Source organism: Bacillus sp. PPSBB_2 (genome assembly GCF_045291115.1).
Lineage (GTDB): Bacteria > Bacillota > Bacilli > Bacillales > Bacillaceae_G > Bacillus_A > Bacillus_A cereus.
In genome coordinates, this window is record NZ_CP147983.1 from 944,536 (window position 1) to 957,770 (window position 13,235).

Below are 13,235 nucleotides of genomic sequence, written 5' to 3' on the forward strand. Positions count from 1 at the left end.
GAGGAGGAGGTGGAAAGATATGCTAGTCATAAGCGCGAACGAACAACGAAACTTAGTAAATATGAACGAAGTCATTGAATACGCGGCGCTTGCTTTAAAAGAATTTTCCGCAGAAAGAACGATCACACCAATTCGAGGCTCATTGCCATTTGCGAACGAGAAAAATACGGCATTAATTATGCCTTCAGTAGCGGAAGGGCTTGAGGCGCTTGGAGTAAAAATAGTAACGGTAGTCCCGCAAAATAAACAGATAGGAAAGAAAACGATCAACGGGATTGTGATGCTATCAGACTTTCAAACGGGAGAACCGCTCGCACTTTTAGAAGGATCGTACTTAACGATGATCCGAACAGGCGCCTTATCAGGAGTAGCGACAAAATATTTAGCTCGTCATAACGCAAAAACTTTATGCATTATCGGCACGGGTGAACAAGCGAAAGGAATTGCCGAAGCAATATTTACGGTTAGAGATATCGAAAAAGTTATCTTATACAATCGCACAGAAGAAAAAGCGTATGCATTTGCGCAATATATACAAGAGAAATTTGGAAAACCAGCTTACGTTTACAGGGATCCAAATGAAGCAATACGTGAAGCAGACATTATCGTCACAACTACGAATGCATCCACACCAGTCTTCTCAGAAACAATACAAAAAGGCGTCCACGTAAACGCCGTCGGCTCATTCAGACCGAGCATGCAAGAACTACCATCTCACGCCATCACAAGCGCAAACAAAGTAGTAGTTGAATCAAAAGAAGCAGCACTAGACGAAACAGGAGACCTTCAAGTTCCGATAAAAGAAGGTTTATTCAAAGCAAACGCCATTCACGCTGAACTTGGTCAAATTATAAGCGGAGAAAAAGCTGGACGCGAAAATGATGAAGAGATTACTATTTTCAAATCAGTTGGTTTGGCGGTAGTAGATATTATCATTGCGAAGTATTTGTATGAGAAAGCGGTGGAGCAAGGGATGGGGAATAAGATTGAGTTTTGAGACTGCCTTTTGGTGGTCTTTTTTTCAATTCATCAAATGTCATGATAACCTCCTAAATGTGTTTTTTGTCTTTAATCCCATTCTACAGTTCCGAGTATATATAACAATCATTTTAGAGGGGTTTTCTGTAAGTTGATAGTTTTTTAACTCATTTTATGAGGCTACTTATTCGTGGTCTTTTTATTTTCTCCTCCGCATAAATATAGTTTATCGCAAGAATGCATTAATAGATTACAAACTTTCTACCTTTGCGAAAAAGTTTGACAATACATACCGGTAGTGGTAATTTAAAACCTATAAGAAAACTCGGTATTAATTCCGAGTTTTCTTATAGGTGTAAATAGTCGAGAGGGGTCGAAATATGAAGAAGAAGTTGTTTGTATTACCATTTGTCCTACTATTATTTATTGCATTAGCTGCTTGTTCAGGGGAAAAAGATTCGAAGCAAGCGGGCACTAGTAAATCAGGGACTCCGAAAGATGGAGGAACGTTAACGATTGGTGTTAGCGATAATCCAGATACGATGAATCCGCTTTATGCGAATGATCGTGTTTCATTAACTGTGCAGCAAGCTTTATATGCGCCGCTGTATCATATGGAAGACGGTAAGAAAAAGTTTGTTCTTGCTGAGAGCTTTACGCCTTCAGAAGATCAATTAACTTGGACACTGAAGTTAAAAGATAATTTGAAATGGCATGATGGTAAGAAAATTACATCAGACGATATAGCATTTACATTCCAATCTATTTTAGATGAGAAGCAAAATAGCTCAAGTCGTGAAAACTTTATTTTTAAAGGAAAGCCGCTTGAGGTGAAAAAGGTAGATGAGTTAACCACTCAATTCGTTTTACCACAAGTAAGCGCATCTTTCGAAGGTGTGATGAATGATTTCTTCCCAATTCCGAAACATGTATTTGAAGGGGAAGCAGATTTAGCGAAGAGTAAGAAAAACTTACAGCCTGTAGGATCAGGACCGTTTAAGTTTAAAGAGTATAAATCAGATGAGTACGTTGCATTAGATCGATTTGATGATTATGTAGGTGGGAAAGCTAAATTAGACTCTATCGTATACCGCGTTGTAAAAGACCGTAATACAGCAAATGTTTCACTGCAAAATGGTCAAATCAACATGAAAATGATTGAGCCGCAAGACTTTAAGAAACTAGATAGCACTGGGAACTTCTCAATGGTGACATTCCCTGAAGGTAGATTATTCTACTTATCTTATAACATGAATACAGATTTGATGAAGAAAAAAGAAGTGCGCCAAGCAATTGCGCATGCGTTAGATAAAAAAGAAATGATTAACTCAGCATTCGTTTCAGGTGAATTTGCAGAACCAGCAAATTCAATCTTAACGCCAGACGCTATGTATTATGCGAAAGATATTAAAGACTATAAGTATGATAAAAAAGAAGCGAAAGATTTATTAGCAAAAGCTGGCGTGAAAGATAACGAAAAAGTACGTGTGATGTATGTAACGAATAATAAAATCATGGAAAGCTTAGCGTTATATACACAACAAAAATTAAAAGAAGTTGGCTTAGAAGTTGAACTAAATGCATTAGATGCTAGTGCAGCAAGTGAAAAAGGCTTAGATAAAGAGAATAAAGAATATGACATTACATTTGGTGGTTACATAATGGGACCTGAGCCAGATTCATATAAGAGCTTATTCTTAAGTAATGCTGAATACAATTATGCACGATATAAAAACGCTGATTTCGATAAGTTATGGGAAGAAGCTGCAGTTGAAACAGATAAAACAAAACGCGCAGAGCTATACCATAAAATTCAAGAGACAGCTAGAGAAGACGTACCTTATCTACCAATCGCGTATCCGAAAGCAGTTATTGCAGTAGATAAAAAGTTTGATGGATTAAAAGAAGCGAAAGCAATTCCTGTCACAATGTTTGAAGATCTATCTAAGATTTATGAAGTGAAATAAGAAACAATAAAGAAGCTGGTGGAAATCAGCTTCTTTAGCTTGAGGGGGGAAGTTTGTGTATAAAGTAATTGCGAAGAGGCTTTTAAATGCAATTCCGCTTTTATTTGTTATTTCTATTATTTCTTTTCTATTAATAAAGCTAGCGCCGGGGGATCCCGTTCGAAACTTTGTAACGCCAAACATGAGTCCAATTGATGTGGAGCGTATTCGCAAAAGTTTAGGACTAGATCAACCAATTTACGTACAGTATTTTTTATGGTTAAAAAACATTTTAACAGGAAATTTTGGTTACTCACTTCAAAATCATCGTCCTGTTTTGGAACTTATCACAGAAAGATTACCTGCAACAATTGGGTTAATGGGATCATCTTTACTCGTCTCATTCGTAATCGCAATACCACTTGGACTATTTACAGGTGTGAAAAAGAATTCATTCTTTGACCGCATTGTAAACTTTATTTCATACGTTGGTATTTCTATGCCGGTTTTCTGGTTTGCACTACTATTAGTCTACTTATTCTCTTTAAAATTGAACCTACTTCCGAGTATGGGTATGCGCACCGTAGGTAAAGATTCTGTCTGGGATATTGTGCAACACGGCATTTTACCTTGTATGGTGTTAGCATTCCAAAACGTATCTGTTTATATGAGATATATTCGTTCAAGTACGATTCAGCAATTAGAAGAAGAATATGTACAAATTCAATATGCGTACGGCGCTTCAAAGAAAACGGTGTTATTTAATCACGTACTTCGAAATGTATTAATACCAATCATTACAATTTTCGGATTATCGATTCCAAGTTTAGTAGGCGGAGCGTTTATTACGGAAACAGTATTTTCATGGCCGGGTCTTGGTTCACTTGGAGTAAATGCTATTTTTAGATTTGATTATCCGATTATCATGGCAATTACATTACTATCATCATTCATGTTAATTCTCGGTAACTTAATTGCTGATATTTTATATGGCGTAGTAGATCCGCGCATTCGAATGAGGGGGTGATTTGGAATGAATAATAGGAGATTTCAAACGATAAAAAGTAGTTTTACGAAAAATAAGTTTGTACTAATGGGAGTTATAATACTTGCGATTTTAACGGTCGCATCAATTTTCGCATTCGTATCGCCGTACGATCCTAGCAAAATGTCGATTCCAGATCGCTTACAAGAACCAAGTATGAGTCATCCTTTCGGAACGGATGATTACGGAAGGGATTACTTAACGAGAGCGTTATATGGCGGACGAGTTTCGCTTGCGGTCGGTTTCCTTGCGATGGTTGTTTCTATTACAATCGGTACTGCAGTTGGAACAATTAGCGGGTATTTTGGCGGAAAGTTAGACAACTTTTTAATGAGAGTTGTTGAAGTGCTTATGTCAATTCCATCATTCTTTTTAATGCTACTATTAAATGCGTATTTAAAACCAGGAATTACGACGTTAGTTCTTATTATCGGATTACTAACATGGATGGACACCGCCCGTATTGTAAGGGCAGAAACGTTATCTGTAAAAGAGCGTGAGTACGTTTTATACGCAAAAGTATCAGGACAAAAATCACTTATGATTATTGTAAGACATATCATTCCTAACATTTTATCAACCATTATTATCGCTGCGACATTAACAATTGCGACATCGATTTTAATGGAATCATCACTTAGTTTCTTAGGATTAGGTATTAGAGAACCAGATTCTTCTTGGGGCAGCATGCTAAACAATGCGCAAGGATATATTGGTGAAGCTTGGTATTTAACACTCTTCCCAGGATTCCTTATCCTTTTAACGGTACTTAGTTTTAACGTAATTGGTGAAGCATTGAAGAAAGCTTTCGCACCAAAAGGAGCCGGACATGAAAACTAAAGTGTTAAGTGAAAGGAGTGAGAAGCGTGTCTGAAAAACTACTAGAAGTGAAAAATTTAAAGACTTCTTTTTTCATAGAAAGTGGCGAAGTTGAAGCGGTTCGCGGCGTTACATTTCGCTTAAATAAAGGAGAAGTAGTCGGTATCGTTGGGGAATCTGGAAGCGGGAAGAGTGTAATGGCGAAGTCTGTTATGTCTCTCGTTACGTCACCAGGAAAAGTGAAAGAAGGGGAAATCCTTTTTCATAATGAAAACATACTTTCTAAATCTGAAAAAGAATTGCGTTCTATTAGAGGAAATCAAATTTCACTTATCTCTCAAGACCCAATGTCAGCGCTAAATCCGGTCGTGAAAATTGGAAAACAAATGACGGAAGTAATTATAAGGCATCAAAAAGTGAAAAAGAAAGAAGCAGAGCAGATCGCGATCAACTTGTTAAAACAAGTTGGCCTTTCGTCACCAGAAGAAAGGGTAAAACAATATCCGCATGAACTAAGCGGTGGTATGAAGCAGCGGGTTATGATCGCAATGGCGATGTCTTGTAATCCGGACCTTCTTATTGCTGACGAACCGACGACGGCACTTGATGTAACGATACAGGCGCAAATACTAGATTTAATGAAAAACTTAAAGAACGAAACAAATATGGCGTTACTTCTTATTACGCATGACTTAGGAATCGTCGCGCAAAACTGTACGCGCGTTATCGTTATGTACGGCGGGCTTATTATGGAAGAAGGACCTGTACTTGATATTTTCCAATCGCCGAATCATCCATATACGAAAGGGTTATTAAACTCTCTGCCAAAAATAGCGAACGGCGTAAAAGAAAGACTTGCTCCCATCCAAGGTGTAACGCCAAACTTATTAAACCCGCCACAAGGTTGCCCATTCGCAGAGCGTTGCCCGCATGCGATGGACATTTGTGAAAAAGAACGTCCGCCATATTTTGAAATCGGAAACGAAAGACGTTCCATGTGCTGGTTAAATGATAGGGCGGTAGGTGATTCACATGCATGAAGAAAACTTAATTGAAGTTCGGAACTTAAAAAAGTATTTTCCTATTAAAAAAGGACTATTTGGCAGGAAAACAGAGCAATTAAAAGCAGTCGATGACCTTAGCTTCACCATTAAAAAAGGTGAAACATTCGGATTAGTAGGAGAATCAGGTTGCGGAAAATCAACGACAGGAAGAAGCATCATTCGTTTACACGATGTCACTTCAGGTAACGTTTTATTCGACGGAAAAGATATCGCAAGTTTAAAGGAAAGTGAACTAAAAGAATATAGAAAACGAATGCAAATTATTTTCCAAGATCCATACGCATCATTAAACCCGGCAATGAACGTATTTCAAATTATTAGCGAACCGATGAACATTCACGGTTCCTACGAAAAAGAAGAGCAAAAAGAAATCATTTTAGACCTTCTGAAAAAGGTAGGCTTAAAAGAAGAACATTTATATCGCTACCCGCACGAATTTAGCGGGGGCCAGCGCCAGCGCATTAGCATCGCGCGCGCACTATCTGTAAAACCAGATTTTATCCTATGTGACGAACCAATCTCAGCACTTGATGTCTCAGTCCAAGCACAAGTCGTAAACATGCTGCAAGACATCCAAGAAGAAACAGGCGTCACATATTTATTCATCGCACATGACCTATCCATGGTAAGACACATATCAGACCGAATCGGAGTCATGTACTTAGGAAACATAGTAGAAATTGCCGATAGTGAAGACCTATACGCAAAACCGGCACATCCATACACACAAGCACTACTCTCATCCATGCCAGAACCAGATCCAACAAACACTGGTAAAGAACGGATTATCCTAGAGGGAGAAGTACCAAGCCCGCTCAACTCACCATCCGGCTGCAAATTCAGAACGCGCTGCAAATTCGCCACTGAAAAATGCGCACAGGAAGTACCGAAGATGGTTGAGATTGCGAAGGGGCATGAAGTGGCTTGTCATTTGTTTTAGGGGGAGAGCACTAGGGGGGACCTGGTGCTTTTTTGTTTTGTGTTGGGGTGTGGGATTGGTTGTTAGTTTAGGAGATAACGCGCTCGAAATTTGTCGGTAAATCGATATGTTGTGTCGAAACGTTGATATATTCGGAGTTACGATCGATATAATTGAATAATCGTTGATATATTTTTGTAAAGAGTGGGATTGGTTGTAGATTAATGTAGAAATTTAATGTTTTCGGAAAAAAGAATTGACTTCTATATTAGTTGTAACTAAAAAAGTTACATAAAGATGTAATCGATTTAGTTACAACTAATATCTGCTAAAAATATGATTTATATATTTAATTAAGGATGGTGGTCCATACGTTGCCACCCGGTGTAGAAAGTTACTAACACATTCAAATCGATGTATATTCTAAGCTTTAGTATTTTCTGTTACGGGGCAATAAGGTGCAACGTTATCTTTTGTTAAAAACCTTGGTGGATCTTTCTTTGGAAATATTAGTTTTGGGGAAATATAGTAAGGTATCTAAAAAAGAACAAGGTATAAAAAGATGTACTTATATAAACCAAAAATTTAGTTGAGCTGGATAATAAAAAAAAGGTAGGAGATTTAAATGGAGACGAAACAAGATAATCTTATTTACGTATGGGATGCATATTGTGGATGGTGCTATGGTTTTTCAGAAAGTATTAAAGGATTTTACAAAAACCACACTGAAGTGCCATTAACGGTTTTATGTGGAGGGTTATTTTTGGATAATTTACCAATGAAACACTTCTCATATATAGAAGAAGGAAATAAAAGAATTAATCAACTTACAGGTGCTGAATTTGGTCCTTCCTATCAAAAATTGGTAGAGGAAGGGACTTTTAAAATGAATTCGAAAGATGCTGCAATTGGCTTTTCAGCTTTACGCTCATTAGCGCCAGACCGTTTATTAGAATTCACTTCGGCTATGCAAAAAGCGTTTTATTATGAGGGCCAAAGTCTGAGTGATCCTGAAACATATCGCAAGATTGCAATCGAGCATGGTTTGGACCCTGAACAAGTATTAGAACGTTTAAACGCTCAAGAAACAATAATAGATGTCCAAAATGATTTCAATAAAGTTCGACAGCTTGGTGTTAATAGTTATCCTTCCTTACTTTTACAAAAGGATAATCAAATTATTCCTATTGGTGGTGGCGTAATGACACCGGATAAAATTGAAGCGCGTTTTAAAAATTTATATTAAGAAAATTTAGGATATAGTAGCAAACATGTTATCTTAAGCCACCTGACATTTATCTCCGGAATATTCGCCAGTACTATTACACTTTCAGATAAATGGGAGTGGGAGATTTTATCCCGCTTTAACGGGCAGTAAGACCCCCACCTCAAAATTCAGTGGAAGCAAAGAAGTTAGGTGGGGGATCAACTGTCCGTAAAAGTCCGATTGGTTCAATTAATAATCAGTGGGGATGAACAAAACCCCCACTGATTAAAGTTTCACTTTATCGGAACAAGATAAAAATATGATAATTAGTTAATAACTTTAACAAAAGGAGAATAACATACTATGTTTAAAACAATCGATACAAATCAAAAAGATGTGAAATTAACGGTGTTTAGTTCGGACGAAAAAAGCTTTATGGTCACAGCAACATTAGTTGAGAAAGCAGGACATGCATTTTTAATAAATTCAAAATTTACTCAATCTGATTCGAAAGGAATTGTTGAGTATCTGAAAAAAAATAACTTATCTTTAGATAAAATCTTTATTATTCATGGGGATCCAGACTACTACTTTGGATTAGAGAGCATTAAAGCCGTTTACCCAGAAGCTATAGCGTATGCAACAGAGTCTACTGTTGAACATATCGTTCATTCTGTCTTAGGGAAATTAAAAGTTTGGAAAGACGCCCTTGGAGAAAATGCACCAAGTAACGTGGTATTACCTCAAGTGTTTAAAGAAAAAGCGATTGATTTTCAGGGGTTAACATTTGAACTAGTAGGCTTAGATCATTACAGAACTAGCCTATTTAATAAAGAACTAAAAGTATTAATTGGTGGTATTGATGTTTTTAACGAAATACATGTATTCTTAGCGGATACTAGCTCAAAAGCGGCTATGGAGGCGTGGATTGAGAACTTGAAAGTATTACAAGCATTACATGCTGACATAATTGTACCTAGCCATGGATCAATCGAAAAATCCCTAAATAATCAAGCACTTACTGCGACAATGGATTATCTAAGAACTGCGGTTCAAGCTTCTGAGGAAAGTGGAACTTCAAAAGATTTTGTGGCAAAACTTGAAGCAGCATATCCAGGCTATGCAAATAAAGGTGTATTAGAATTAAGTGCAAAAGTTGTAACAAAAGAAATGCCTTGGGGTTAATGATATGAATAAATATCAAAAGCTATTACATGAAACGTATGTGTTAACTGGCGAAGGGAAATTGGATGCGTTCAAAACGTATTTAAGTGAAAATGTATCTTGGACAGAAGCTGCTGGGTTTCCATATGCAGGTACTTATATAGGTCCAGATGAAGTAGTGAAAAACGTACATGAACGTCTTGGCACAGAATGGGATGACTATAGCGCTAAAGATGAAATCTATGCTTTTAATAACAATACTGTTATCGTGTATGGAAAATATAGTGGGACATATAAAGCTACAGGGAAATCGTTCATAGCAGATTTTTGTCACCTTTATAAGTTTGATGAGAACGATAAGGTTAAGAAGTTTATTCAAATTGTGGACAGTGCAACTGTTAATGAGGTATTAAGTTAGAATGAATCGTTTCTAATATGCGTTGTATAGGGGGAGGTTAGGATAAATGAAATTCCTAACATTACCCCTGACATTACATTTTGGGGAAGGTTTCTCCTTCTTCAAGCTTTTTATAGAAGAGAACTTATTTAAGTAGAAGAGGTAGGTATATATGAAATTAGAGAAAAGTTTAATAGTAATAATTATTTCTGTGTTTATTTTAGGAATTGTATCGACTTTGATATTTCAAGCTTCCACCGGTAATAACAAAGGTAACTCAATAAAGAGCGAAAATGTTGCTTCTGTATCAAAAGAAGTGAAAGAAAATGAAAAGAATAAAAAGATGGTAGTTGATTTCTATAATGAAGTTTTTAACAAACATAATATCGATATTATCCCTAAATATGTTAGCGAAGATTATAAGCAACATAATCCTTTTGTTGCTGATGGACGAAAAGCCTTCATGGATTTCTTTAAGGAGGATTTTGTTAAAAATCCTAATTCCTCTGCAGAGATTAAACGTGTAGTAGCTGAAGGGGATACAGTTGCTCTTCATGTACATTCTCGTACTAATTCTCAAGATAAGGGAGTTGCTATAGTGGATATATTTCGTATCAAGGATGGAAAGATTGTCGAACACTGGGATGTAATTCAAGAGATTCCAAGTGAAGCAGCTAATGATAATACGATGTTTTAGATAGAAGATATATTTAATAATTGTTTAATTGAGAGTGCTTTGTAGAATTTAGATAAGTAAAGGAGATGTCCTAGTACTATGCCTGGGACATCTCCTTTTTGTTTTAACGATATTTAATTTATTGTTATTTGTATTTTTTATGTACTACTATTCAAGTACATATCATTTCAGGCGGTTTTCTTTTATCCCGCATTAACGGGCAGTAAGATCCCCACCTCAAAATTCAGCGAAAGCAAAGAAATTAGGTGGGGGCGGGCTGCCCGTAAAAGCCCAATTGGTGAGGGCAAAGTTTCACTTTATGCTTCTATATTTTCCCTCTTCTACACCAGCAAAAGCAAATCAGATAAAAATGTAGGGCTTAAGTAACTAAAATAAAGAAAAAGCCATACAAGTAGTATGACTTTCTTTGCGGAACAATTAAGCTTGTGGCGCAGGCGGTCTTCCATTGAAGTTAGAACGTTTTGGAATTCCTTAAATTAAGAACAGAGTGGGATTAATCCTAGCCCAATTACTAGCGCTGTTTTCTACATACCTTACTTTTTTACGAACAGATTCCAACTGATTTAATAATTCATCACTATTAAATCGTTATAAGCTTCTTTTATACAATATTTCATACACAATATCAGCTTCTCGATTTTTTGCAATAGGACCCATTTTAATGACTTTAATAAGGATACGTATAGTAACGAAGAGACGATTCTATAAATACATAAGAATCGTCCTTTCGTTTTGCAAATGATGCATTAATATCAGTCTCATACTATTTTAATGGTATGGGTAAAAATAGTTTCTTTTTAACCTACGCTAAATTGTTATAATTTTTTTTGCTCTAGAGGCCAATTCCATATCATGTGTAACAAATATTATCGTTTTTCCATCTTCATTAAGGTCTTTTAATATGTTAAACACTAAATCTCGATTATTGTTATCTAAATTACCAGTTGGCTCATCAGCTAAAATGTAGTCGCATTTTTTAATAAGTATTCTTGCTAAAGCGATTCTTTGTTGTTCTCCACCACTAAGCTCAAAAATTTTTTTCTTCTCATAATTAGGCAAATTCACTTTTTGTAAAGCTTCTTTTATTATTTTTCTTTTATCGATATTTTTTTGATATTCTAGGGCTATTAATAAATTTTTCTCTACCGTTTCGTTTTCCATTAAAGCGTAATTTTGAAATAGATAAGCTAATTTTTCACGTTGCAATAGTAAGGTTTGCTTTTTGTTTGGATTCATTTGTTCTTCTATAATTATATCTCCAGAGTCGCTTTGTTCTAATAAACCAATAATATTTAATAACGTCGTTTTTCCTTTTCCACTTTCCCCAACGATTGCGATGAAGTCTGTATCTTCAATCTTCAATGAGAAGTCTTTTAATACAACTTTATTACCAAATTTCTTATTTATATTCACTAATTCAATCATTACTAATGTTCTCCTTTTATGATAGCATTGAATGTTTGATTGCTTAATTTCTTATCAAAGAAATAGCTTATTAAAATTTCTAAGATTAGGATCAAAATACCTATAGAAATCACATAAGTATCAATAACATATATAGATACAGATATAATAGGTATAATATTTACTAATAACAATAAAGTAATCATATTTTTATTGCGCTTTATAGCGCTAAATCCAAATAACTGTTTAATATACAAATTGAACTTGTTTTTTTCATAGTAACTAGAAATAGTGTTATAAGTTATTAGAAAATTCGAGACGATTAATATGATCATTGCGATCAATAAATTTTCTTTTTCTGTTTTTAGGTTTTGAATTTCAAACGCTAAACGATCATATACTGAGGTGATATTTTGTATAGTTGATTGAGCCTCATTTTTAGTAATGGTAGCCCTTATACTATCGTATGGTTGCTCACTATTAGTTTTAAAATAAAATTCAGATGCAACATATGACAAATAAAAGGATTGATTGAAGATACCTGTATCAATAATTGCAATAGGATCTCTAATGAGATTTTTATCTTCCGCTTTTATAGTTGAATCATAAGTAAAATAATCTTGATTATTTTTTACATATATAATATTTATATTTAACTCTTGTTCTTTAGTGTTATTTTTCTCTCTTCCTAGTTCCTCATTATAAATGTTATCAACTTCAACTTTTTGGAAATAAAAATGTTTTCTATAATTCTTATATATCTCCTTCTCATATTCCTTTAATTTTTCAGGCACTAATATATTCATAGTATTCGAATCATGAATAATTTGCTCTTTGATTGTTTTTTTTACTGATTTAATAGGATTATAAGATAAATAGTTTGAATTTATAGTAACACTATTTCCGGAAGGTTCTAACTTCGGATCCCCATTTTCATTATTTAAATCATAGATATACTTTCCATCTATTTTGTCATAATTTGACGTACTAATTAGAAAGCCACCATGTTGTTTTTCCATATCCAAGTAAAGGTCTTTCATTTTTTTGCTAATTTTTTCTTCCGCACCTAAATCGTCGCCCTTAGCGAAAGTAACTTGAGTTTTATAAATATGTTTAGTTTTTGACCAATTAGATAAATTATCTATCTTTTGATTGAGTTCATTCGATAGGATTTTCCAATGATACGTGGACAATAACATTACGACTATAAATAGAAATTTTAAAGTGAAATTTAATGTGCTAACTAATATATATGGCTTGTTACCTTTTATTTTTGAAACATTTATATTTCTAGTAAAGGCTACTATCGTAATTATTGTGATAGGTATAATTAAAATAAAACTCAATGTAATTGCTATAATCCAAAAAATACATGATAATTCAAAATAAAAATCTGTACTATCTGTAAATATACAATACATAATAAATAATACATAAATCATAAGACTTGATAGTATCATGATTTTCCCTAAATTAAAGATAAAGAAGCTAACTATTTTTTTTCTTGTATAGCCCAATGTTTGCATGATAGCTATATCTTTCAATCTACGAATGATATAGTGAATAATCGCAACAAAGATGCATAATACAATCAA

Annotated in this window: 12 protein-coding genes; 10 read left to right on the forward strand and 2 right to left on the reverse strand. The window is 34.9% G+C overall.

Annotated features, from left to right (window positions below; translation table 11 throughout):
- Positions 1-19: 19 nt before the first annotated feature.
- The 10 genes from V6946_RS04715 to V6946_RS04760 all read left to right on the forward strand — a co-directional run bounded on the left by V6946_RS04715 (position 20) and on the right by V6946_RS04760 (position 10,236).
- On the forward strand, positions 20-997 hold the full coding sequence (locus V6946_RS04715; protein WP_006919771.1) for an ornithine cyclodeaminase family protein: 978 nt from the start codon (positions 20-22) through the stop codon (positions 995-997).
- Positions 998-1,358: 361 nt separating this feature from the next.
- Complete coding sequence (locus tag V6946_RS04720) at positions 1,359-2,945, forward strand: ABC transporter substrate-binding protein (protein ID WP_006919772.1); 1,587 nt, start codon at positions 1,359-1,361, stop codon at positions 2,943-2,945.
- 55 nt (positions 2,946-3,000) lie between these two features.
- The gene (locus tag V6946_RS04725) at positions 3,001-3,951 is read left to right on the forward strand and encodes an ABC transporter permease (RefSeq protein WP_000278778.1); all 951 of its coding nucleotides are present in this window, start codon (positions 3,001-3,003) and stop codon (positions 3,949-3,951) included.
- Positions 3,952-3,957: 6 nt separating this feature from the next.
- Entirely contained in the window at positions 3,958-4,809 is an 852-nt protein-coding gene (locus V6946_RS04730) for an ABC transporter permease (protein WP_001065302.1), read from the forward strand.
- Between the two features lie 26 nt (positions 4,810-4,835).
- On the forward strand, positions 4,836-5,828 hold the full coding sequence (locus V6946_RS04735; RefSeq protein ID WP_006919775.1) for an ABC transporter ATP-binding protein: 993 nt from the start codon (positions 4,836-4,838) through the stop codon (positions 5,826-5,828).
- Positions 5,821-6,792 carry an ABC transporter ATP-binding protein gene (locus V6946_RS04740; protein WP_006919776.1) on the forward strand — a complete coding sequence of 324 codons (972 nt, stop codon included), beginning with the start codon at positions 5,821-5,823 and terminating at the stop codon, positions 6,790-6,792. The genes V6946_RS04735 and V6946_RS04740 overlap by 8 nt, the downstream gene beginning before the upstream one ends.
- Before the next feature lie 604 nt (positions 6,793-7,396).
- A complete protein-coding gene (locus V6946_RS04745; protein WP_000448615.1) occupies positions 7,397-8,017 on the forward strand; it encodes a DsbA family protein in 621 nt (206 codons plus the stop codon).
- 324 nt (positions 8,018-8,341) lie between these two features.
- Positions 8,342-9,163, forward strand: a complete 822-nt coding sequence (locus tag V6946_RS04750) for an MBL fold hydrolase (protein ID WP_006919777.1) — start codon at positions 8,342-8,344, stop codon at positions 9,161-9,163.
- A gap of 4 nt (positions 9,164-9,167) precedes the next feature.
- The gene (locus tag V6946_RS04755) at positions 9,168-9,560 is read left to right on the forward strand and encodes a nuclear transport factor 2 family protein (protein WP_001046359.1); all 393 of its coding nucleotides are present in this window, start codon (positions 9,168-9,170) and stop codon (positions 9,558-9,560) included.
- A gap of 151 nt (positions 9,561-9,711) precedes the next feature.
- A complete protein-coding gene (locus V6946_RS04760) occupies positions 9,712-10,236 on the forward strand; it encodes an ester cyclase (protein ID WP_000764219.1) in 525 nt (174 codons plus the stop codon).
- Positions 10,237-11,043: 807 nt separating this feature from the next.
- Here the strand turns inward: V6946_RS04760 and V6946_RS04765 are convergent.
- Both V6946_RS04765 and V6946_RS04770 read right to left on the reverse strand, forming a co-directional pair.
- Entirely contained in the window at positions 11,044-11,661 is a 618-nt protein-coding gene (locus V6946_RS04765) for a putative bacteriocin export ABC transporter (RefSeq protein WP_000571715.1), read from the reverse strand.
- Positions 11,662-11,663: 2 nt separating this feature from the next.
- Positions 11,664-13,235, reverse strand: a 1,572-nt coding sequence (locus V6946_RS04770; protein WP_406622251.1) for a DUF1430 domain-containing protein, incomplete at its 5' end; no start/stop codon positions are given.

Coding starts and splice junctions, on each gene's coding strand:
- V6946_RS04715 (WP_006919771.1), top strand. CDS start 20: ATGCTAGTCATAAGCGCGAACGAACAACGAAACTTAGTAAATATGAAC.
- V6946_RS04720 (WP_006919772.1), top strand. CDS start 1,359: ATGAAGAAGAAGTTGTTTGTATTACCATTTGTCCTACTATTATTTATT.
- V6946_RS04730 (WP_001065302.1), top strand. CDS start 3,958: ATGAATAATAGGAGATTTCAAACGATAAAAAGTAGTTTTACGAAAAAT.
- V6946_RS04740 (WP_006919776.1), top strand. CDS start 5,821: ATGCATGAAGAAAACTTAATTGAAGTTCGGAACTTAAAAAAGTATTTT.
- V6946_RS04745 (WP_000448615.1), top strand. CDS start 7,397: ATGGAGACGAAACAAGATAATCTTATTTACGTATGGGATGCATATTGT.
- V6946_RS04750 (WP_006919777.1), top strand. CDS start 8,342: ATGTTTAAAACAATCGATACAAATCAAAAAGATGTGAAATTAACGGTG.
- V6946_RS04755 (WP_001046359.1), top strand. CDS start 9,168: ATGAATAAATATCAAAAGCTATTACATGAAACGTATGTGTTAACTGGC.
- V6946_RS04760 (WP_000764219.1), top strand. CDS start 9,712: ATGAAATTAGAGAAAAGTTTAATAGTAATAATTATTTCTGTGTTTATT.
- V6946_RS04765 (WP_000571715.1), bottom strand. CDS start 11,661: ATGATTGAATTAGTGAATATAAATAAGAAATTTGGTAATAAAGTTGTA.